The following is a 21576-nucleotide window of genomic DNA, read 5'->3' as shown; positions in this document are numbered from 1 at the left end:
CGGAAGAAGGCAACAGGGTCGGGACGATGACAGGAACAGGGAGGGGAGGAAGATGACGGGATTCGCCCGCCGGCTCGCCGGCAAGCTCCTTGCGGGGCTGGTGATGGTCTGGGTCGTGGTGACGTTCACGTTCTTCCTCGTGCACGCGCTGCCCGGCAAGCCCGGTGATGTGCAGTACGAGCAATACATCATGCAGGGGCTCACGCCGGACCAGGCACAGGCCAAGGTCGCCTCGATCTACGGCTTCACCTCCCATGACTCGCTGTTCGCCCAGTACGCCGGCTACCTCGGCAAACTGGTGCGCGGCGACCTCGGCGAGTCCATCAGCTACAGCGGCGTGCCGGTCAGCCACCTGATCTGGTCGGCGCTGCCGTGGACGGTCATCCCGGTGCTGTCCGGTCTGCTGGTCAGCTTCCTGATAGGGGTGGTCGCCGGCGTCGTGGCCGCGGTCAAGCGGTCCAGCCGCTGGGGCGGGCTGCTGAGCGTGTCCGGCTCGCTGGTCGCCGGCGTCCCCTCCTTCGTCCTGGCCCTGTTGCTCCTGCTGGTGTTCCACACCGAGTGGAACCTGCTGCCGGACGCCGGCACCAGCGACATCACGACCGAACCGGGCTGGAACCCGGACTACATCGGCTCGGTGGTCCAGCACGCGGTGCTGCCGGTGTGCAGCTACGCCCTGCTCAGCTACGGCGGCTGGCTGCTGGCCATGAAGTCCTCGGTCGTCACCGTGCTCGGCGACGACTTCATCCTGGCCTCCGAGCTGCGCGGCATCGCCCCGGTGACCCGCGCCCGCTACATCGGCCGCAACGCCATCCTGCCGCTGTTCACGGTGCTGGCCCTGTCCTTCGGGATCATGTTCGCCGGGTCCTTCTTCATCGAGGACACCTTCGACTACCCCGGTCTGGGCAACCTGCTGCTGAAGAGCATCGGCACCCGCGACTACCCGGTGATGGCCGGAGCGTTCCTGCTGATCACCGTGGCCATCATCGCGGCGAACATCCTCGCCGACCTGTGCTACACCCTGATCGACCCGAGAGTGAGGCGCTGACATGGCCGCCACCGCCGCCCTGGCGACCGCCGTGCGCAACCGCCGTCCGGCCTTCCTGGCCTTCCGCCGGGCCGTTCTGCGCAAGCCCAGCCGGATCGTCGGCTTCGCCATCATCGTGTTCTTCACCCTGATGGGCATCTGCGGCCCCTGGTTCTACGGCACCCTGGCCGTGGACCCGAACGCGATCTACGCCCCGCCCAGTGCCGACCACTGGCTGGGCACCGACTTCGCCGGCTCCGACGTGTTCCAGGAGGTGGTGGTCGGCGCGCGGTACGTGCTGTCCACCGCCGCCCTGGCCGCGCTGTTCACCAGCTTCTTCGGCATCACCGTCGGCCTGGTCGCCGGCTACCACCGGGGCTTCGTCGACAGCGCCCTGATGCGCGTCACCGACTTCGTCCTGACCATTCCCGGCCTGCCGCTGCTGATCATCCTGTCCACAGTGTGGAGCTTCGGCAGCCCTTGGCAGATGGGCCTGGTGCTGGGCCTGACCGGCTGGGGCGGCGTCGCCCGCGCCGTGCGCTCGCAGGCGCTGTCGCTGCGCGAGCGCGGCTTCCTGGAGGCCGCCCGCGGCCTGGGCCTGCCCAGCCGCCACATCATCGTCAAGGAACTGCTGCCGAACATCGCGCCCTACGTCGCCATGCACCTGTTGCTGTCGGTGATCGGCTTCATCGGCGCCGAGGTCGGCCTGTTCTTCCTCGGCCTGGTGCCGTTCTCCAGCACCAACTGGGGCGTGATGCTGAACCAGGCGGTGTTCTCCGGCGGCGCGATGAACAGCCCCGACGCGCTGGTCTACCTGCTGGCGCCGCTGGTGTGCATCCTGCTGCTCACCCTCGGCATCGTGCTGTTCCTCGACGCCGTCGACGAACTGTTCAACCCGCGACTGAGGGAGCGCGCATGAGCGAGGTCCAGGTACGCGGCCTCACGGTCGAATACCAGACGTCCGCCGGCTGGCTGCCCGCGGTGGCCGGCGCCTCCCTCGACCTGCGGGCCGGGGAGATCACCGGCCTGGTCGGCGAGTCCGGCTCCGGCAAGTCCACGCTGGCGCTGTCGCTGCTGAACGCGGTGCCGGCGCCCGGCCGGATCGCCGCCGGCAGCATCGAGGTGGCCGGCGTCGGCGACGTCGTCCGGCTGACCGGCAGACAGCTGCGCAAGGTGCGCGGCGGCGAGCTCGGCTACGTCTTCCAGGCCTCGCAGAACTCGCTGAACCCGCTGAAGACCATCGGCAAGCAGCTGCTGGACCTGGGACGCTCGCACGAGGTCTCCGACCTGCGGGCCCTGATCGCCCGGGCCAAGGACCTGGCCAACCGCATGGGCCTGGACGGCGACCGCGTCCTGGACTCCTACCAGCACGAGCTGTCCGGCGGCATGCGCCAGCGGGTCGGCATCGTCTTCGCCCTGGTGCTGAACGCCAAGGTGCTGATCCTGGACGAGCCCACCACCGCGCTGGACATGCTGTCCCAGGCCTCGGTGCTGGACATCGTGCGCAAGGTGCACGACGAGAACCAGCTCAGCACCCTGATCATCACCCACGACATCGGCGCCATCTCCGAGATCGCCGACCGGCTCGCGGTGATGTACGGCGGCCGGATCGTCGAGGACGGTCCGCTGCTGGACGTGCTGCGCCGCCCCACCCACCCCTACACCAAGGCCCTGATCGGCGCGACCGCCCGCATCACCGGCGACGTCGACGCCGCGCGGCCCCTGCCCGGCCGGCCGCCGGACCTCACCACCGTCGCCCGCGTCGGCTGCGTCTTCCGGGAACGCTGCCCGTTCGCCGTGGCGGCCTGCGCGGACACCGAGCCGCCGCTGGAAGCCTGGGAGGCCGGCCGCCGCCGCGCCTGCCACGTCGAACCGTCCACCGTCCTGGCCGGCCAGCCCGGCACACCCGCGGCCGTAGGGGAACCGGCATGATCGAGGCGCGCGGCATCACCCGCACCTACCAGACGCACGGCCAGTTCACCGGCACGCGCACCGTCCACGCCCTGCGCGGCGTCGACTTCACCCTGCCCGAGGGCGGCGCGGTGTCGTTCATCGGCGAGTCCGGCTGCGGCAAGACCACCCTGGGCAAGATCCTCACCGGCCTGGAGACCTTCGACGGCGGCGAGCTGGTCGTGGACGGCGTCGAGCTGTCCGCGCTCAAGCCCCGTCAGCGGGCGAAGTACTTCCGCCGGATCCAGATGATCCACCAGGACCCGTACTCGGCCCTGAACCCGACCCGCACCATCGAGGCCACCCTCGGCGACCCGCTGCGCATGCGCGCACGGGAAAAGGGAGGGACCGGCGCGGGCCCCGGCGCCTGGCGCGAACGCGCCTGCGAGCTGCTCACCCTGGTCGGCCTGGAACCGGAGGCCGTGCTCCCGAAGTACCCGCACCAGCTCTCCGGCGGCCAGCGCCAGCGCGTGGTCATCGCCCGCGCCCTGACCGTCGACCCGCAGGTGCTGATCGCGGACGAGGCGGTGTCGATGATCGACGTCTCGATGCGGTTGGGCATCCTCGGACTGCTGCGCGACCTGCGCTCCCGCCTGGGGATCTCGTTGGTGTTCATCACGCACGACGTCGCCACGGCGCGCTACGTCGGCGACGGCGGCGAGCTGCACGTGATCTACCGCGGCGAGGTGGTGGAGCGCGGGCTCACCGACGACGTGATCCTGTCGCCGGTGCACCCGTACACCCAGTGCCTGCTGTCGGCGGTGCCGATCATGCGCGGACTGGAGGAACCGGGGCCGGACCGCACCGCGCCGACCCGCGCCCTGGACGAGCGTACGGACACACCCGGCTGCCTGTTCGAGCCGCGGTGCCCGTTCGCCACCGACGAGTGCTTCACCACGCATCCGACTCTGGTGCCGCTCGGAGGGGACGGCGCCGGGGTGGGGGCGGGCGAGGCCGAAGGCGTCGGCGCGGCCGAGCACCAGCACGCCTGCCTGAACCCCGCGGCCCGCCGCGTGGTGGGCGTCGAGGTGGGGGCGGGGGCCGCGGGCCCGTGAGAGTCCTCGGGCTGAGCTCCGGCACCTCGCACGACGCCGTCGACGTCGCACTGGTGGAGTTCCGGCTGGACGGCGACGTGCTGGTGGGCCGGCTGCGGCACGCCGACCACGTGCCGTACCCGAAGCGGCTGCGCGCCGAGATCCTCGCCGCCCTGCCGCCGCACCCCACCGACCTCGGCGCGGTGTGCCGCCTGGACACCGGCATCGGCCAGGCCTTCGCCGCGGCCGCGTGGAGCGCCACCCGCGAGGCCGGCCCGGTGGACCTGGTCTGCTCCCACGGGCAGACCCTGTTCCACTGGACCGAGGACGGCACCGTCCACGGCACCCTGCAGCTCGGCCAGCCGGCGTGGATCACCGAGCGCCTGGGCGTCCCGGTCGTCTCCGACGTCCGCGCCGCCGACGTCGCGGCGGGCGGCCAGGGCGCACCGCTGGTGTCGCTGCTGGACCTGCTCCTCCTGCGCGGCCTGCCCGGCCCGGTCGGCGCCCTGAACCTCGGCGGCATCGCGAACCTGACGGTGGTCGCCGACCCGCCGGTCGCGTTCGACGTCGGCCCGGCCAACGCCCTGCTGGACGCCGCCTGCCGCCAGTTGACCGGGAAGCCCTACGACCGCGACGGCCGCCTCGCCGCCGCCGGCCTGGTGCACCCCGGGCTGCTGGCGGCGCTCATGGCAGAGCCCTACTACGCGCGCCAGCCGCCGAAGACCACCGGCAAGGAACTCTTCCACGAGGCGTATCTGGCCTCGTTCATAGAAGCCTTCCCGGACATCACCCCCGAAGACCTCATGTCCACCCTCGCCACCCTCACCGCGATGACCGTGGTCGACGCGGTCCGCGCCCACGACATCGCGACCCTGGCGGTTTCCGGCGGAGGCGCCGAGAACCCCGAGTTGATGAAGCGCATCACGAAACGTCTCCCCGGCGTCGAAGTGCTGCGATCGGACGCGTACAAGGTCCCCTCCGACGCCAAGGAGGCCATCGCCTTCGCGCTGATCGGCTGGTTCACGGCGCACGGCCTCCCGGGCACCGTCGCGGCCTGCACCGGCGCGCGCGGCGGCCGCGTCCTCGGACGCATCAGCCCGCCGGCGGACCGTCCGCTGGTGTTGCCCGAGCCGGTGGAAAAGGCGCCGACCGCGGTCCGGTTCGAAAGCTAGTATCGACGCGCTCGGTCCCCGTCACGGGCGCGGGCGGGGCCGTATAGCGCAGTCAGGCTGTCGCGCCGCCATGGCATGGCGTGAGGACGCCGGTTCGAATCCGGCTGCGGCCCCCTCCTCTCGCCTTCTCCTCCCTTCTTCTCCCTTCTTCTCCCGTCGCCCCTCGATCATCGAGGCACCCTCGTGAGAGAGTCGGATCATGCGATCACTGCTTGCGCCCCCGGCTCTGAAGCCCGGCGACCGCGTCGCCGTCATCGCACTCAGCGGCGCGCCCGGGCGGCAGGAACTCGACCTCGGCCTGGCGGCGCTGCGCAGTGTCGGACTGGTGCCGGAGGTGTTCCCCTCCACGCGCTCGGTCGGGCCGTACCCGTACTTGGCCGCCGACGACAAAGCGCGCGCCGAAGATCTCACGCGCGCACTCGCAGACCCCGGCTTCACGGCCGTGTTCTGCGCACGTGGCGGCTACGGTGTGCAGCGCGTGCTGGAGCTGATCGACTGGGACGCCGTCGGCAGCCCGCAGCTGCGGATCGTGGTCGGCTTCTCCGACGTCACCGCCCTGATCGAAGCGCTGCGCACCCGCTTCGGCTGGGTGTCCGTGTACGGGCCGATGGTGTCCAGCGTGATGTTCCGGCCCGGCGTGCCCTCGTTCGAGGGACTGGCGCGGCTGCTGATGCTTCCGGAGAAGTCCCGGGAACTGGTCTTCCAGGACACGCGCACGCTGGTGCCCGGCGTCGCCGAGGGCGTCACCGTCGGCGGCACCGCGAGCTTGCTCGCCACCTCCCTGGGCACGCCGACCTCGGTGCCAGCGCGCGACGGCATCCTGTTCCTGGAGGACGTCGGCGAGCAGCCCTACCGGCTGGACCGCGTGCTGACCCAGCTGCGCCGCAGCGGCTACCTGGACGGTGTGCGCGGCATCCTGTGCGGTACGTGGGACGAGTGCGGTCCGCTGGCCGACGTCGAGGAACTGCTCGCCGACCGGCTCGGCGACCTCGGGGTGCCCGTGCTGCTCGGCGCGGACATCGGCCACGGGGTGTTCATGCAGTCGCTGCCGATGGGGGTGCGGGCGCGGCTGGACACGGCCGCGGCGACGTTGACGTTCCTGGACCCGCCGTTGGCGGCGGGGGAGTAGGCCGCGATCCCACTCCGCCCGCCGCTGTCCGCCCGCCGCTCCTGCCTGCCGCTCCCTGCTGCCGGCCTGCGCGACCGAGCGGCGTCAGTGGTTGAGCACCGCGTCCTCGACGTCCGTCAGCAGCCGCGACCGGATCAGGAACCTGACCCCCTCCGGCGCCTCCAGCGAGAACCCGCCGCCGCGCCCCGGCACCACGTCCACCGTCAGATGCGTGTGCCGCCAGCGCTCGAACTGCTCACCGCCCATCCAGAACGTCACCGGCTCGGCGATCCCCTCGATCGCCAGCCGCGCCAGCTCCACGTCCGAGGCACCCACCCGGAACTCGCCCTCCAGGTAGCACATCGGCGAGCTGCCGTCGCAGCATCCGCCCGACTGGTGGAACATCAGCGGACCGTGCCGCGCGTACAGCTTCCGCATCAGCTCGGCCGCGGTGTCGGTGACCGCGACCCGGGACGGCTCGGCGCCCGCCTCCATCAGAAGAACCCCATCGCCTTCGCCGAGTAGCTCACCAGCAGGTTCTTGGTCTGCTGGTAGTGCTCCAGCATCATCTTGTGGTTCTCGCGCCCGATCCCGGAGCCCTTGTAGCCGCCGAAGGCCGCGTGCGCCGGGTACAGGTGGTAGCAGTTCGTCCAGACCCGGCCGGCCTGGATCGCGCGGCCGGCCCGGTAGGCGGTGGTGCCGTCGCGGGTCCACACCGCGGCGCCGAGCCCGTACAGGGTGTCGTTGGCGATGCTGATGGCGTCGGCGTAGTCCTCGAACCGCGTCACCGCCACCACCGGGCCGAAGATCTCCTCCTGGAAGATCCGCATCCGGTTGTCGCCCTCGAAGATGGTCGGCTGCACGTAGTACCCGCCGGACAGTTCGCCGCCGAGGTCCAGGCGCTCGCCGCCGATCAGGATCTTCGCGCCCTCGGTCTGGCCGATCTCCAGGTACGACAGGATCTTCTCCAGCTGGTCGTTCGACGCCTGCGCCCCGACCATGGTCTCGGTGTCCAGCGGGTTGCCCTGCTTCATCCGCTCGGTGCGGGCGATCGCGTCGGCCAGGAAGTCGCCGTAGTGGCCGCGCTGGATCAGCGCCCGGCTCGGGCACGTGCACACCTCGCCCTGGTTCAGGGCGAACATCGCGAAGCCCTCCTGCGCCTTGTCGTAGAAGTCGTCGCGGTCGCGGGAGACGTCGTCGAAGAAGATGTTCGGGCTCTTGCCGCCGAGCTCCAGCGTCACCGGCTTGATGTGCTCGGAGGCGTACTGCATGATCAGCCGTCCGGTGGTGGTCTCGCCGGTGAACGCCACCTTCGCCACCCGGCCGCTGGACGCCAGCGGCTTGCCGGCCTCGACGCCGAAGCCGTTGACGATGTTCACCACGCCCGGCGGCAGCAGGTCCGCCACCAGGCTCATCAGGTAGTGCACCGAGGCCGGGGTCTGCTCGGCCGGCTTGAGCACCACGGCGTTGCCCGCGGCCAGCGCCGGGGCCAGTTTCCAGACCGCCATCAGCAGCGGGAAGTTCCACGGGATGATCTGCGCCACCACGCCCAGCGGCTCGTGGAAGTGGTACGCCACGGTGTCGTCGTCGATCTCCGCCAGCGTGCCCTCCTGCGCCCGGATCGCCCCGGCGAAGTACCGCAGGTGGTCGATCGCCAGCGGGATGTCGGCGGCCAGCGCCTCACGGATCGGCTTGCCGTTCTCGAAGGTCTCGGCCAGCGCCAGCTTGTCCAGGTTCCGCGCCATCCGGTCGGCCATCAGGAGCAGGATCTCGGCCCGCTCGGCCGCCGAGGTCTTCCCCCAGGCCGGCGCGGCCGCGTGCGCGGCGTCCAGGGCCCGCTCCACGTCGTCCGCGGTGCCCCGGGCCACCTCGCAGAACGGCTGCCCGGTGATCGGCGTGGGGTTCTCGAAATACCGTCCGCCGGCCGGGGCGACGAACTCCCCGCCGATCCAGTGGTCGTACCGGGGCTGATAGCTCATGAGCGCGTCGGGTTGACCGGGCGCGGCGAACACGGGCATGAGGGCCTCCACGGGCTCGGGCGCCGTCCGTGCTGGGCGGCGGCACGCGTGACGCTAATCCGCCCCCTGTCACAGTTCACAGCAGTAATACGGGTATCTCCGTATAAGAGAACCGAGAAAGGCCCCGCGGACAAAACCGCGTGTGCGGCCCCGGGCGCCCATGCTAAGGTCGCGATCTTTGTGCCTGCCGCCCTTCGCGAAGGTTCGCTTCATGAATCCCCTGCACGAGAAACCTTTCCGACGCTTCTTCCTCGCCCGCTCCGTCTCCGTTGTCGGCAGCGCCGTCACCCCGGTCGCGCTGGCCTTCTCCGTCCTGCAGCTCACCGGCAGCGCGCGGGACCTGAGCTTCGTCGTCACCGCCGCGCTGGTGCCGAACATCGCCCTGCTGCTGATCGGCGGCGGGGTCGCCGACCGCGTCGGGCAGGCCGCGCTGCTCCGGCTCACGCACTTCGGCTCCGGCCTCTCGCAGGGCGCGATCGCGTTCTGCCTGTTCACGAAGCAGCCGGTCGGCTACCTGATCGCGCTGGCCTTCGTGAACGGCGTCCTCGGGGCCTTCACCGGGCCCGCCCTCAGCGGGATCGTGCCCCAGCTGGTCGCCCCCGAAGGACTGCAGAAAGCCAACTCGCTGCTGGCCAGCGTGGGCAACGCGGCCAAGGTCGTCGGCCCGACCGTGGCCGGCGTGCTGGTCGCCACCGTCGGCGGCGGCTGGGCGCTCGCCGCAGACTCCGCCTCCTTCTTCCTCGCGGCCGCCGTGCTGTCCCTGATCCCGGTCCAGGACCGGCGCAGGAAGAGCACGAGCAGACTGTTCACCGACCTGCGCGAAGGATGGACCTTCTTCCGCTCCACGTCCTGGCTCTGGTCGGTCACCGCCGCCTTCACCGTCGTGAACCTGGTCCAGATGGGCGCCTGGCAGCTGCTCGGCCCGGTCCTGGCCAAGGAGGGCTTCGGCGCCGGCGGCTGGGGCGCGATCCTGAGCTGCCGTGCCGCCGGCGCGCTGGTCATGAGCGTGCTGATGATCCGGCTCACCCCCAGGCGGCCGCTGTTCACCGGCCAGCTGGCGATGATGCTGGCCGCGCTCCCGCTGATGCTGCTCGGGCTCGACGCGAACGTGGTGGTGATCGCCGCGGCCGCGTTCGTCGCGGGCCTGGCCGTCGGCTTCGCGGACGTCTGCTGGGACACGTCGCTGCACACGTACGTGCCGAACGAGATGATGTCGCGCGCCGTGTCCTACGACCAGTTCGGCTCGTACTGCGCCATCCCGGTCGGTCAGCTGTCGGTGATCCCGCTGGCCTCGGCCTTCGGCGCGCGCCACGTCGCCTTCGCCGCCGGGGTGATCTTCCTGGTGTCGATGGCCGCGCCCCTGGCCCTGGGCCCCGTGCGGCGCCTGGGCACGGCGGACGGCCCGGCACTGCCTACGGTTGGTCAGCCAGCGCCCGCAGCCGTGTCATGACCTCGGGGGCGGGCCAGGCCTCGACGTGGTAGCGGGCCGGGTGGTAGCCGGCTTCGGGGACGAGCCCGCACTCGCGGGCCACGTCGTCCCAGCGGACGAAGAACTGGCCGTCATCGTTGGCGAACGCCACCCAGTCGGCTTCCGGGAGCAGGCCCCACTCGTCCTCGCCCCAGGTGGCGACGGTGAAGGAGATGTCGGAGCCGCGACGGGAGAACCGCTGCAGAGCGGCGAAGAACGGGTCGCCGAGCTCTGCGTTCTCGCGCAGGTGCTTCGTCTGGGCGTCGTAGACGGTGTTCGCCAGCAGGCCCCGGGAGCGGCGGATCGCATGGCGGGCCGGGTGGTCGGCGGGGACGCCCGGGGGGACGTCGAAAGGGACCGGCTCGCCGTCGGCGTCGAGGGTGTAGAGGACGGGGGAGACCGGGCGCGCCGCCTCGGTCCACTCCTGTTCGATGCCTGCGAGCAGCGGCAGCAGCTGCCCGGGATCGTCCGGCTCCGGGACGACGAGCAGTTCGCCCTGCACCGTGATGGCGAACAGCGGCCGGACGCCACCCCAGCCGGCGCTCCACGCCGCCAGCCAGCCGTCGAGCAGAGGCAGGGAGCTGAAGTAGGAGTGCCCCGCACCCACGAACGCCATCGCCTGCGGACCCTCGGTGCTGCGCTTGTCCAGCAGGTTCGCGAAGTGCCCGGCGAGGTTCTCCCGCGCGGCGGCGAAGACGTCGTCGACGGTGACGTTCCAGTCGGCGAGGCGCTTGATCGTGACGTACTCGACCCGGTCCGGCAGATCGACGACCACGAACTCGCTCAGACACGGCGCGAAGGGCCGGAAAGGGATCGGCGGCGGCTCGTAGGGCGTGCCCATGGAGAAGTCGGCCTGGCGGACGACCGGCAGCAGCCTGGGGCGTACGGCCGACCAGTTCGCTGTCGAGAGTGAAGCCATGGTCGGCAACCTAGCGCAGGTCGCCGACCATGGGCGTCATCGGCCGTCGGGCGATGAGGAGATCAGACGCTCGGGTACTCGTAGAACCCGCGCCCGGCCTTCCGCCCCAGCCGGCCCGCCTCCACCATCCGCAGCAGCAGCGCCGGCGGGGTGTACAGCGGCTCCTTGAACTCCTCGTACATGGCCTCGGCCGCCAGCTTCACCGTGTCCAGGCCGATCAGGTCGGACAGGGCCAGCGGGCCCATCGGGTGCGCGCAGCCCAGGACCATGCCGGAGTCGATGTCCGCGGCGGAGGCGAAGCCGCCCTCGGCCATCCGGATCGCGGCCAGCAGGTAGGGGATGAGCAGGGAGTTCACCACGAAGCCGGCGCGGTCCTGGGCCACCACCGCCTGCTTGCCCAGCTGCTCGACGAAGGCCACGGCGCGCGCCTTGGTGTCCTCGCTGGTGGCCAGGGAGGGGATCACCTCGACCAGCTTCAGGACCGGGACCGGGTTGAAGAAGTGGACACCGACCACGTTGGCCGGGCGGGCGGTGGCGGTGCCCAGGCGCATGATCGGGATGGACGAGGTGTTCGAGGCCAGGATGGCGTCCTCGGGCAGGATCAGGTCCAGCTTGGCCAGGACGGCGGTCTTGACCTCCTCGACCTCGACCACGGCCTCGACCGCGAGCTGCCGGTCGGCGAACTCCTGCAGGTTCTCGGTGAAGCGGATCCGGCCCAGCGCCGCCTCGGCGTCGCCCTCGCTCACCTTGCCGGCCTTCACCGCGCGCTTGAGCGACACCGCGATCCGGTCCCGGCCGCGCTTGAGGCCCTCGGCGTTCTCGTCGGCGACGATGACGTCCAGGCCGCCGCGGGCACAGACCTCCGCGATGCCCGACCCCATCTGGCCGACGCCGACCACTCCGACTCGTTCGATCACGATGCCTCCGGTTCCGGTATAGCGACTGGTGCTGCACTTGTGGTGCGTACCACAGGGTATCTGTGGCACCGAGTGTGGATAATCGAGGGTACCCAGTACCTTCGGGTCCGCCTCAACATCCGCTACAGCTCGACATCCGCCACAGGGAGCGATTCATGGCCGCCGACTTCGACCTGTTCAAGGTCTCCGAGGAGCACGACCTGCTGCGCGAGGCGGTGCGCTCGCTGTGCGAGGAGAAGATCAGCCCCTTCGCCGCCGACGTCGACGAGCAGGGCCGCTTCCCGCAGGAGGCGCTGGACGCCCTGGTCTCGGCGGACCTGGCGGCGGTCCACGTGGCCGAGCAGTACGGCGGCCAGGGCGCGGACGCCCTCGCGACCTGCATCGTGATCGAGGAGGTGGCCCGCGTCTGCGCGTCCTCCAGCCTGATCCCGGCGGTGAACAAGCTGGGCTCGATGCCGGTGATCCTGTCCGGCTCCGAGGAGCTGAAGCAGAAGTACCTGACGCCCCTGGCCGCGGGCGAGGGCATGTTCTCCTACTGCCTGTCCGAGCCCGACGCCGGCTCCGACGCCGCCGGCATGAAGACCCGCGCCGACCGTGACGGGGACCACTACGTCCTCAACGGCGTCAAGCGCTGGATCACCAACGCGGGCGTGTCCGAGTACTACACGGTGATGGCCGTCACCGACCCCACCGCCCGCAGCCGCGGCATCAGCGCCTTCGTCGTCGAGAAGTCCGACGAGGGCGTCACCTTCGGCGCCCCGGAGAAGAAGCTCGGCATCAAGGGCTCCCCGACCCGCGAGGTCTACTTCGACAACGTCCGCATCCCCGCCGACCGCATGATCGGCCCGGAGGGCACCGGCTTCGCCACCGCGATGCGCACCCTGGACCACACCCGCGTGACCATCGCCGCCCAGGCCCTCGGCATCGCCCAGGGCGCCCTGGACTACGCCACCGGCTACATCCAGGAGCGCAAGCAGTTCGGCAAGCCCATCAGCGACTTCCAGGGCATCCAGTTCATGCTCGCCGACATGGCGATGAAGCTGACCGCGGCCCGCCAGCTGACCTACACCGCCGCCGCGAAGTCCGAGCGCGGCGACTCCGACCTGACCTACTTCGGCGCCGCGGCGAAGTGCTTCGCCTCCGACGTCGCGATGGAGGTCACGACGGACGCCGTGCAGCTGCTGGGCGGGTACGGGTACACGAAGGACTACCCGCTGGAGCGCATGATGCGGGACGCGAAGATCACGCAGATCTACGAGGGCACGAACCAGGTGCAGCGGATCGTGATGGCGCGTCAGGTGCTGGGCGGCGTGAGCATCTAGGATCAGCGCGCTGAGAAAGACGCTGGCCGCCGCACTCGGAGAGTGCGGCGGCCAGCGTCATCTTCCGGCCTGGTCGCGGTGACTGCGAGCCGCTTCCAGGGTGCCGGATGCCGTGACCGGGGAGACTGGGGCCCGCCGCCGTCACCACGCTGCCGGACGGCAGCTGACCGGTCAGGTGACGGGTCTCAGCCGACCGGCCCGCGAAGAGCCGGCGCCAGCCATCGGTGGAGGAGCGCCCGCAGCTGGACGTCGTCCTGAGGCGGGTCGGAGGGGTGCTGGAGCAGGGATGTGAGCAGCCGCATGATGATCTCGGCGAGCCCGTGGAGGTCGCCGTCGGTGATTCCGGCGGCGGCCCAGTCGACGGGGAAGCGCCGCAGCATCCGTGCTCCGTAGGCGATGGTGGTGCCGGTGGTGGCACCCCGGCCGAAGGCGTCGGTGTCGCCGCGTTGCAGCAGCAGGCTCACCCGGGGTTCGGCCGGGATGGTCCGTACGCAGAAGACCATGCCCTCGATCACGGCGTCGGCGGGGTCGGTGACGCCGTGCAGGTGGGCGACGAGCCGGTCCACGAAAGCGTCGGCGCCCTGGGCGGCCACCTCGGCGACGATGTCGCCGACCCCGGCGAAGTGGCGGTAGACGGTCTGGCGGGTGACACCCAGCTCGGTCGCGACGTCGGAGAGGGTCGTCTTGGTGACGCCGAACCGGTCGACGCAGCGGGCGGTCGCGTCGATGATCCGTTGCCGGGCCTCGGCCTCCGATGCCGGAGGGCGGCCGCCCCAACCGTGGTGTGCCATGGCTTCAGGACTTTACCGGGTCGCTCATCGGCGCCGACATGGTCGTGCGCGCTTGTCGTGACGAGGTCGCACGCCACGCGGCGACGATGATGCCGGCGGCGGCAGCCGCGCACAGCGTGGAGTACCACAGGCTGCCGATCGGCGTTCCTTGTTCGGTGACGCCGTCGTGGGCGGCGAAGTAGGCGGGCAGCGCGATTAGCCACAGTGCCACCAGGACGCCCAGGTAGATCGGGGGATAGGCGTGTGCGAACAGCGGAGAAGGAGGCGGATCCGTGTGGGGCGCGCGCCACGCGTCGGCCATTAGACCCAAGCCGACGATCCATACGAGGGCGAGTTCGACGCCGATGACGGTCCTCTGTACGGCAAGGTGGCCATGGCCTTGGAAGAGGCCGGCGGGTGCGCCCGCGATGGACATCGCCGCCGGTGCCAGGATCCCCGCGACGACGGATCGCCAGACGATCCCCGGACCGGTTCGAGCACCGGCCCGATTTTCCGCCCCTTTTCCGGTTCCAGCGCCGGCGAGTCGGACGACGAGATAGACCAGCCCCGCGAACGAGACGGAGGCGAACAAGAACATGCTGTTCATCGGCACCGAAGCCAGTGAGGGCCGGTTGACCTTGGTGTTGTCGGGGTTCCAGGCCCACCAGCGGAGTTGGGGGCCGAGCTGGTCGAAGATCTCGTAGAAGACCTGGCAGACGAAGGCGACGGCCAGCGCTCCGGCGAACGCGCCGCGGCGTGCGAACACGCCCAGCGTCCGGACCAGTTCGTAGGCGAGCTGGGACAGCGCGGGGTAGAAGGCCACGATGTAGAGCGGCAACCGGTCGTACATGAACTGCACCGTGAACACGTTGTGCGAGAAGATGAAACCGACCTGCTTGTCGAGGCCGAACCAGCCGGGGAAGTACAACGGCGGTTCGATGACGGCCAGGTAGGCGACCGAAGCGAACCACAGCGTGAGGCTGACCGGGTCGCCGCCGCGCCGCCATCGGCGCCATGCATGACAGAGGGCGAATACGGCGCCGCCCACGATGAGCAGTTCCAGGACCGGCATGGTGCCGCTGCTCAGGCTGAACGGGTCGCGGAAGGTCACTATCGGGTGAGCGTGCCGGCACGAGAAGCCGAGGCCCTCGGCGATGCGCTCGGCGGTCGGATCGCAGGTCGGGTCCAACGCTGGTGCCTCCGTCCTCAGGCGCCGATGAGATCGGACGCGGCCGTCTTCGCGGCTCCGGTGTATCCGGTGTAGTCGGTGGCGGGCGGATCCCGCCGGTGGTCGAACCCGCCGGGCACGACGGTGCGGCCGAGCCGCTGCCGCAGCTTGTAGCGGGCGATCCCGTACCAGAAGCGCGGATCGGCGATCAGCTGCCGCAGCGACTTGTCGAGGTTGAACACCTGCGCGAACGCCTGCTCGACGTAGGCGTCCTCCCTGCTGGCGGCGTTGACGGCGTTGAAGACGGGCCAGCTGAAGCGGGCGGCCAGCCGGCGGCGCCAGCGCGGGGCGACCTCGGTCCCGGTGGCGAAGTCGTACTCCTGGTCCCGTGCCATCGCGAGCATCCACGGCACGGCCAGCGACTTCTTCTGCCGGGCGAGGAACTCCCGGAAGAAGGCCAGGTCCAAGACATCGCGCTCGTCCAGCATGGCGCCGAGGATCAGCGCCGAGCGGGCGGCGGAGCTCATGCCCTGGGCGTAGAACGGATTGAACGCGCAGATCGAGTCCCCGACGCACACCAGGCCGATCGGCGGCGGGTCGAGCAGGTCGAAGCGGCGCCACTTGTTGCCGGTCGCGCGCGTCAGGTGGACCGGCGACGTCGGCGTGCAGGCTCTGGCCGCCGCGCCGAAGGACGTGGCCCGCACCCGGTCCGCCGCCGCCTCGAAGGCGTCGACGTCGCGCGGCATGGCGATGCCCCACGACCCCATGCAGACGATGGCGCGATCGCCCTCGATCGGGAAGAAGTTGCTGAGGAACTCGTGCTCCTCGGGGTGGCCGCCACGGTCCTGGACCGGGGCGATGACCAGGTGCTTCCACCACCACGACGCCGGCCGCTCGGCGACGGGCGGCAGGTCGTACCAGCGCGAGGTGTAGGTGACTTTGGCATCGAGGGTCTTCTCCGGCGGCGCGGCCCAGCCCGCGGCGCCGAGCCAGTCCACGACCGACGATCCGCGGCCCAGCGCGTCGACGACCAGATCGGCCGCGATGTCCGTGCCGGCTCCGTCCGCCGTCCGGTATTCGACTCCTGTGACACGCCCGCCCGCGGCCCCGCCACCGGCGGACCTGAGCCCGGTGACCGTCACGCCTTCCCGCAACTCGATGACCGGCAGCTCGCGGACCTTGTCGCGCAGCACCCGTTCGATCAGGACCCGGGAGCTGTAGACCATCGTCATCGAACCGCTCTTGCGCGGCGCCCAGCCGTTCTGATCGCAGTACGCCGCATCCCTCGACGGCATCAGCAGCATCCCGCCCGCGGCGATCAGCGCATCCTCGAACCCTGGGAAGATCTCCCCGATCGCCCGCCGCCCCGAGTTCAGCAGAAAATGCGGGTGCTTGCTCTGCGGCACACCCCGCCGATGCTCCGCATCCGGCGGCAGCCGGTCTCGCTCCAGGACGATCACGTTTTCGAAGTGCCGGGCGAGAGCCCCCGCCGTACATAGTCCCGCGACGCTGCCGCCCAGCACGACCGCCGTGCCTCTGCCCATCGGTCGCCCCTCATTCATTCATACAGATGATGAGTGAATGTATGAACGAGGGCTGAAGAGGTCAAGGGGCTTCGGTCGTGCGGCGATCGCCACCGTGCTGCGTCACGGACGCGGGTGCGACCACCTCACCCGCCGAACAACCGCGTGAACGGCTCCGGATCGGCTCCCAGCCCGTGGTTGAAAGGGTTCTCCAGGTTGTAGATCAGGATCAGCATGAAGCCGATCAGCGCCACCATGCCCATCACCATGCCGATGTGCGTGAAGCGCTGTTCGATGCCGTACGCGAAGGTCAGGCCGATGGTCAGCACGCCGCCGAGGACCAGGCCGATCCACAGCACCGGCGGCATGCGCTTGCCCGCGTCGTCGAGCCGGCCGCGGCGGGCGTCGGCGAGGATGCTCAGCTGGTTCGTGGCGTCGCTGAGGACATCCTGGCGAGCGGTGGTCGCGACGTCGGACGACAGGACGGCGGTGCGCAGGTCGGTCAGCAGGCCCCATCCGGCCTCGCCGACCTCCTCGCCCTTGCGCATCTCCGGCCATTCGGTGTCCACGACCTGGTGCGCGTAGGCGTTCGCCGCGTCCTGGATCCGCTGGCGGTCGGTGGGGAGCATCGTGGTGCCGAGCTGGGAGACCTCGTGGAGCGAACTGGACTCCGCGGCGACGTGGCCCTCCGCGCTGTCCTTGTTCTCCCACACCGCCACCAGTGCCAGGGCCAGGATCAGCGCGTAGATCACGCCGACCACCATCGTCACGTACCCGGCGACGTCCTCCTTTTCCTCTTCTTCCTTGACCGGGAAGAAGCGCACCTTCACGAGCAGGCCCAAAAAGCCGACCAGGGCTGCGAAGGCGACCACGATCAGGCCGCTCACTATGTTGGACATCCGTGCTCCCGCGAGGGTCGTGGCCTACTTGCGGCGCGCCGCCAGGACAGCCGCGGCGCCCGCGGCCGGCATCATCATGACGAGGAGGAACAGGGGCGTTCTGATCCCCGGACGCGCTGTGAGCTTCGCCGCCGCCTGCGTCGGCGGATGCTGCGACGGTGGGGGCGTCGGGGCGGGTGAGGGCGGAGGCGTCGGAGACGGGGGCGAAGGTGTCGGTGTCGGTGTCGGTGGCAGTGTCGGCGGCGGGGGAGCGGTCGGCGGCGGTACGGAGGCCGGCGGCGGAGTGCTCGGTGGGCTCGGCGTCCTGGGCGGCGGAGGTGGAGGCGACGGGATCGGAGGTGGAGGCGGGGGACTCGGTGACGGCGGCGGTGCCGGTGACGGCAGCGCGACGACGGTGAAGTCCGTCGAGGCGTTCGCGGTCAGTCTCGGTGGCGGCACCGACTGCCCGTCCGGTCCGACGGTGGCCGTGTGGTCGTCCGCGGAGGCCGTCGCAGCGCTGCGATACGTGCCGGGCGCGAGGTGGGCCGTCCCGGTGCACGTCAGCGATGCGCCGGGAGCCAGTCCGGAGCCGGTATTCGGGCACGTGACGCCGGAGGGCAGTACCGCGTCGGTCACGCCGAAGTCGAACAGTGGGGCCTTGCCGGTGTTGCTGATGACGTAGGCAAGGGTCACCATAGCCCCGGTCGTGTCAGAACTCATGGACACGTGGTCTGCGACGTCGACGGCACTGGCGATCCCCTGGTATCCGACGGACGCCGACGCACTGACCTGCTGCTCGCCGTCGTGTTTCGAGCCGCCGTCCTCGCCCTTGTCGTCGTCCTCGTCGTCGCGGACCACGCGGGCGGTGGCGACAGCCGTCCCCGCATGGATTCCCGCCGATGCCGTGATCCGGACGACGCAGTCCACGCCGGTCCCGCGTGGCAGCACCACCGAGCTCCCGCCACCCGCACAGCTGACGGTCCCTCCGAGTGCGTCAGGCTCCGCGATCCGCACGTCCACCAGCCGCGTACCGCCGCTGTTGGTGAGCCGGTAGTCGACGACCACTTGCCCACCGGCCCGGATCGGCGGCGAGGAGGAACCCGGGCGCGTGTTCACTGTCGCGGACATGGTCAGCTGCGCCGGAGGACAAGGGTGGCACAGCGATCCCGACAAGGACCAAGGCGCGAGAAGCGCGCACAAAAACGATACGGAATATGCCGAGAGGGTCATCGAGGCGCAACGTAGCGCTGGCTTGAGGGCCCTGCCAGAGCCCCCGAGGATGGCGAAGATTGGCGAATGGAATGACGTCGATGAAAGGCGCCTTTCGCGGGCTGGTAGTTCATCCGATCGAGGGGTTTGACCGACCGATGGCGCCGCTTTGCCCGGCGTCGCCGGACTATGACGTCATGGCGAGCGAATTCCAGCGGCGCAAGGTCGCGGGCGTCTTCGACGCGATGGACCCGGACCGGCGCGGCCACCTGGTGGCCGGCGACTTCGAGGCGCTGGCCGCGAGGTGGACGGCGATCCGCGGCGTCGCGCCCGGCTCGGAGCAGGCCGCGCGCCTGCGAGAGATCATGCTGGGGTGGTGGACGTCGCTGAGCGCGGCCGCGGCCGATCCCGCGCGAGTGGTCCTCGCGGACGTGCTGGCGGTCGTCGACCTGCTGCCGGGGATGGCCGAGGCGGTGAACGCCACCGCGGACGCGATGTTCGAGGCCGTCGACGAGAACGGCGACGGCCGCGTCTCGCGCGCCGAGTACCGGCAGATGATCGAGACCTGGAACGGCCGGCCGGCCGGCACCGACGAGGTCTTCGGCCGGCTCGACCTCGACGGCGACGGCCACATCTCGCGCGCGGAGTTCCGCCGCCTGTGGACCCAGTTCTGGGCCGGCGACGATCCGCGGGAGCCGGGGACCTGGGTCTTCGGCGCGGTCGAGCCGCTGTCCGGCGTCGACCTGTCCTGATTCGCGGCAGGACGCGGCCTCGCACCGCTGTCCGGCGTCGGCCTGTCCCGATTCGTGGTAGGACGCAGCCTTCGGGCTGTTGTCCGGCGTCGACCCGTCCTGATTCGCGGCGGGACGCGGCCTCGCACCGCTGCCCTCCGGCCCTGTCCTCAGACCGCCGCCGACCGCCCGAGGGCCGGCCCGGGTGCCCGCCGCAGGCCGGTCCCGAGCCGGTATACCGTCGCGATCCGTTCGGCCCGCTCCCCGAGCCGGTAGGCCGTCGCGGACGCCGGCCACGGCCAAGAAGCTCGCCGCCGGGCCCGCCTCGGGGCTGCTGCCGGTCGTGGAGACGCTGCTGCTCACACGGAACGCGCTGTCCGCGGGTGTCGCCCTCGTCGAGGGCCGCGTGGGACTGGTCGTGGTGCCGCGGGGCCGTATGGTGCTCGCGCTGACGCTCGTCGTGCGGGAGGGGAGGACCGCCGAGTACTCGGTGATCGCCGACTCGCGACGGCTGGCAGGGCTCGACGTCGCGGTGCCGCCCGCGGTGTGAGCGCGCTGCCGTTTATCAGATTAACGGCCTATCCCGCCATTCGTATTCAATAGCCCTTTCATCAGTGCGCTGACTGGGTGATTGGGTGACTGGATAGACATGGGCAGCGACTACCCTGGATACCCGACTTATCGGTCGACGGTAAGTGCCGTCACTAGGGCGATTGACAATCACCCTTCATCCACCTCCTGCAGTAAAGGCGGCGACGGACAATGCTTGAAGAACCCAGGAAGCCCGCTGAGGGCACTTCGCCCCGCACCGGGCGGCGCGGTCGGAACACGGGAGTCGTGACGGTGGCGGCGGGCGCCGCCGTGATCACGGGGGCGGTCTTCGCGTCTCCGGGGTTCACACAGAGCTTTGACGAGCACGTTCGGCCGGCGCGCGCGGGACTCACGCCAGAACTCCACCTCCCGGCGCACGCGGCTCCGGCCGCAGTGGTCGCGGCCTCGGGCGCCGTCCACGCTGCTCCGGTCCACGCTGCTCCGGTCCACGCTGCTCCGGTCCACGCTGCTCCGGCCCACGCTGCTCCGGCCCACACCGCTCCGGCCCATGCTGCTCCGGTCCACGCTGCTCCGGCCCACACCGCTCCGGTCCACGCTGCTCCGGCCCACACCGCTCGGGTGGCGGCGCACTCGGCATCCGTCGGCGTGCACCACGCCTCGGCCACGGCGCACGCCGCCGCGCCGGTGAAGGGCCAGCCGCTGCACCACAACGCGGTGCGTGCGCTCGCCGCGCCGCACAAGCTGCCCAAGTACATTCCGGTGCACGTGGCGCCGGTCCACCAGAGCGTGAAGACCGACGGGATGCCGCTCCCGGCTCCGCGTCCGCTGCCCGTGCACCACAAGCCGATGCCGGCGCACCACCGCTACGACCACGAGAATTGCGACGAGAGGCACCACAGCCACCACGAGTGCAAGTGCGAGGGCAAGCCCGGGCCGCAGGGTCCGAAGGGCGACCGGGGGCCGATGGGCTTTCCGGGGATGAACGGCGCTCAGGGCCCGCAGGGTCCGCAGGGCCCCGCCGGCGGTCCGCAGGGCCCGCAGGGGGCTCAGGGTGCTCAGGGTGCCCAAGGTGCTCAGGGTGCCCAGGGGGCTCAGGGCGCTCAGGGTGCCCAGGGCGCTCAGGGTGCCCAGGGCGCTCAGGGTGCTCAGGGTGCCCAGGGCGCTCAGGGCGCTCAGGGCGCTCAGGGTGCCCAGGGCGCTCAGGGCGCCCAGGGCGCTCAGGGTGCCCAGGGCGCCCAAGGTACTCAGGGTGCGCAGGGTGCTCAGGGTGCGCAGGGTGCCCAGGGCGCGCAGGGTGCGCAGGGTGCCCAGGGCGCGCAGGGTGCGCAGGGTGCCCAGGGCGCTCAGGGTGCTCAGGGCGCTCAGGGTGCCCAGGGTGCCCAGGGTGCCCAGGGCGCGCAGGGTGCCCAGGGCGCGCAGGGCGCGGCTGCCTCTTCCAACGACATCGACATCGTGAACCACGGCAACCAGGAGATCCTGGCCACCGTGCAGGGCTCGACGGGCAAAGCCTTCGTCACCCTCCCCGGTGTCGGGACCGGTGCCGCGCAGGATCTGTCGGGCCTCGCCAATTTCCCGACCAACGGTGTCGCCGACATCGCCGAGAACGTGCACACCGCCCAGGGCGGCGACACGATGACCTTCGTCGTGGTCGACGCGGCTGGCAATGCCAGACAGCTGATTTGCACGCTCAACGGGGCGACCGGCCTGGAGCAGAACAACCCGCCCAGCGTCGCATGCCCGGTCGGCTGGGTGACGATTCCCTTCCCGTGATCGAGCGCTGATCCCCGTATCGTGGCCGCGGTCTCTTCACCGC

Annotated in this window: 21 protein-coding genes and 1 tRNA gene; 12 read left to right on the top strand and 10 right to left on the bottom strand. The window is 70.8% G+C overall.

What is annotated here, in order from left to right:
- Positions 1 to 52 precede the first annotated feature (52 nt).
- The 7 genes from ABD466_RS20410 (at position 53) to ABD466_RS20380 (ending at position 6309) form a co-directional block, all read left to right on the top strand.
- Positions 53 to 1045, top strand: a complete 993-nt coding sequence (locus ABD466_RS20410; protein WP_344658700.1) for an ABC transporter permease — start codon at positions 53 to 55, stop codon at positions 1043 to 1045.
- A gap of 1 nt (position 1046) precedes the next feature.
- A complete protein-coding gene (locus ABD466_RS20405) occupies positions 1047 to 1943 on the top strand; it encodes an ABC transporter permease (RefSeq protein ID WP_344658699.1) in 897 nt (298 codons plus the stop codon).
- Positions 1940 to 2956, top strand: coding sequence for an ABC transporter ATP-binding protein (locus tag ABD466_RS20400; RefSeq protein WP_344658698.1), 1017 nt, complete (start codon positions 1940 to 1942; stop codon positions 2954 to 2956). Before ABD466_RS20405 ends, ABD466_RS20400 begins: the two co-directional genes overlap by 4 nt.
- Positions 2953 to 4029 carry an ABC transporter ATP-binding protein gene (locus ABD466_RS20395; protein WP_344658697.1) on the top strand — a complete coding sequence of 359 codons (1077 nt, stop codon included), beginning with the start codon at positions 2953 to 2955 and terminating at the stop codon, positions 4027 to 4029. Before ABD466_RS20400 ends, ABD466_RS20395 begins: the two co-directional genes overlap by 4 nt.
- Positions 4026 to 5180: an anhydro-N-acetylmuramic acid kinase gene (locus tag ABD466_RS20390; protein ID WP_344658696.1), complete on the top strand. Its 1155-nt coding sequence runs from the start codon at positions 4026 to 4028 to the stop codon at positions 5178 to 5180. Before ABD466_RS20395 ends, ABD466_RS20390 begins: the two co-directional genes overlap by 4 nt.
- Positions 5181 to 5217: 37 nt before the next feature.
- A tRNA-Ala gene (locus ABD466_RS20385) sits at positions 5218 to 5293 on the top strand.
- 86 nt (positions 5294 to 5379) lie between these two features.
- Positions 5380 to 6309: a S66 peptidase family protein gene (locus tag ABD466_RS20380; RefSeq protein WP_344658695.1), complete on the top strand. Its 930-nt coding sequence runs from the start codon at positions 5380 to 5382 to the stop codon at positions 6307 to 6309.
- 84 nt (positions 6310 to 6393) lie between these two features.
- Here the strand turns inward: ABD466_RS20380 and ABD466_RS20375 are convergent, their stop codons facing one another.
- Together ABD466_RS20375 and exaC are read right to left on the bottom strand one after the other, a co-directional pair.
- Entirely contained in the window at positions 6394 to 6783 is a 390-nt protein-coding gene (locus tag ABD466_RS20375) for a DUF779 domain-containing protein (protein ID WP_344658694.1), read from the bottom strand.
- Positions 6783 to 8306 carry an acetaldehyde dehydrogenase ExaC gene (gene exaC, locus ABD466_RS20370; RefSeq protein WP_344658693.1) on the bottom strand — a complete coding sequence of 508 codons (1524 nt, stop codon included), beginning with the start codon at positions 8304 to 8306 and terminating at the stop codon, positions 6783 to 6785. Before exaC ends, ABD466_RS20375 begins: the two co-directional genes overlap by 1 nt.
- A gap of 211 nt (positions 8307 to 8517) precedes the next feature.
- Between exaC and ABD466_RS20365 the strand changes: the two genes are divergently transcribed.
- Positions 8518 to 9756, top strand: coding sequence for an MFS transporter (locus ABD466_RS20365; RefSeq protein ID WP_344658692.1), 1239 nt, complete (start codon positions 8518 to 8520; stop codon positions 9754 to 9756).
- Here ABD466_RS20365 and ABD466_RS20360 read toward each other — a convergent pair.
- A complete protein-coding gene (locus tag ABD466_RS20360; protein WP_344658691.1) occupies positions 9719 to 10693 on the bottom strand; it encodes a DUF1444 domain-containing protein in 975 nt (324 codons plus the stop codon). The genes ABD466_RS20365 and ABD466_RS20360 overlap by 38 nt on opposite strands.
- A 62-nt stretch (positions 10694 to 10755) precedes the next feature.
- The gene (locus ABD466_RS20355; RefSeq protein WP_344658690.1) at positions 10756 to 11610 is read right to left on the bottom strand and encodes a 3-hydroxybutyryl-CoA dehydrogenase; all 855 of its coding nucleotides are present in this window, start codon (positions 11608 to 11610) and stop codon (positions 10756 to 10758) included.
- A gap of 155 nt (positions 11611 to 11765) precedes the next feature.
- Here ABD466_RS20355 and ABD466_RS20350 point away from each other — a divergent pair, with 155 nt between their 5' ends.
- Positions 11766 to 12932, top strand: a complete 1167-nt coding sequence (locus tag ABD466_RS20350; RefSeq protein WP_344658689.1) for an acyl-CoA dehydrogenase family protein — start codon at positions 11766 to 11768, stop codon at positions 12930 to 12932.
- A 185-nt stretch (positions 12933 to 13117) separates the two neighbouring features.
- On the opposite strand, the gene ABD466_RS20345 is transcribed toward ABD466_RS20350, so the two are convergent.
- The 5 genes from ABD466_RS20345 to ABD466_RS20325 form a co-directional block, all read right to left on the bottom strand.
- Positions 13118 to 13723 carry a TetR/AcrR family transcriptional regulator gene (locus ABD466_RS20345; RefSeq protein ID WP_344658688.1) on the bottom strand — a complete coding sequence of 202 codons (606 nt, stop codon included), beginning with the start codon at positions 13721 to 13723 and terminating at the stop codon, positions 13118 to 13120.
- A gap of 4 nt (positions 13724 to 13727) precedes the next feature.
- Positions 13728 to 14891: a hypothetical protein gene (locus ABD466_RS20340; RefSeq protein ID WP_344658687.1), complete on the bottom strand. Its 1164-nt coding sequence runs from the start codon at positions 14889 to 14891 to the stop codon at positions 13728 to 13730.
- A 17-nt stretch (positions 14892 to 14908) separates the two neighbouring features.
- Positions 14909 to 16414 carry an FAD-dependent oxidoreductase gene (locus tag ABD466_RS20335; RefSeq protein ID WP_344658686.1) on the bottom strand — a complete coding sequence of 502 codons (1506 nt, stop codon included), beginning with the start codon at positions 16412 to 16414 and terminating at the stop codon, positions 14909 to 14911.
- A 125-nt stretch (positions 16415 to 16539) separates the two neighbouring features.
- Positions 16540 to 17292 (bottom strand): bestrophin-like domain, encoded by a 753-nt coding sequence (locus ABD466_RS20330; protein WP_344658685.1) that lies wholly within the window; start codon positions 17290 to 17292, stop codon positions 16540 to 16542.
- 24 nt (positions 17293 to 17316) lie between these two features.
- Positions 17317 to 18399 (bottom strand): DUF7507 domain-containing protein, encoded by a 1083-nt coding sequence (locus ABD466_RS20325; protein WP_344658684.1) that lies wholly within the window; start codon positions 18397 to 18399, stop codon positions 17317 to 17319.
- Between the two features lie 278 nt (positions 18400 to 18677).
- Between ABD466_RS20325 and ABD466_RS20320 the strand changes: the two genes are divergently transcribed.
- Together ABD466_RS20320 and ABD466_RS20315 are read left to right on the top strand one after the other, a co-directional pair.
- The gene (locus ABD466_RS20320; RefSeq protein ID WP_344658683.1) at positions 18678 to 19232 is read left to right on the top strand and encodes an EF-hand domain-containing protein; all 555 of its coding nucleotides are present in this window, start codon (positions 18678 to 18680) and stop codon (positions 19230 to 19232) included.
- 322 nt (positions 19233 to 19554) lie between these two features.
- Complete coding sequence (locus tag ABD466_RS20315; protein WP_344658682.1) at positions 19555 to 19761, top strand: hypothetical protein; 207 nt, start codon at positions 19555 to 19557, stop codon at positions 19759 to 19761.
- 170 nt (positions 19762 to 19931) lie between these two features.
- On the opposite strand, the gene ABD466_RS20310 is transcribed toward ABD466_RS20315, so the two are convergent.
- Positions 19932 to 21224 carry a hypothetical protein gene (locus tag ABD466_RS20310; protein WP_344658681.1) on the bottom strand — a complete coding sequence of 431 codons (1293 nt, stop codon included), beginning with the start codon at positions 21222 to 21224 and terminating at the stop codon, positions 19932 to 19934.
- Between ABD466_RS20310 and ABD466_RS20305 the strand changes: the two genes are divergently transcribed.
- Entirely contained in the window at positions 21216 to 21533 is a 318-nt protein-coding gene (locus ABD466_RS20305; RefSeq protein WP_344658680.1) for a hypothetical protein, read from the top strand. The genes ABD466_RS20310 and ABD466_RS20305 overlap by 9 nt on opposite strands.
- The last annotated feature ends 43 nt before the right edge of the window (positions 21534 to 21576 follow it).

The sequence above is a fragment of the Catenulispora subtropica genome, assembly GCF_039531675.1.
GTDB lineage: Bacteria > Actinomycetota > Actinomycetes > Streptomycetales > Catenulisporaceae > Catenulispora > Catenulispora subtropica.
Note: the sequence above shows the minus strand (reverse complement) of the source record. Positions and strands in the feature narration are given on the sequence as shown.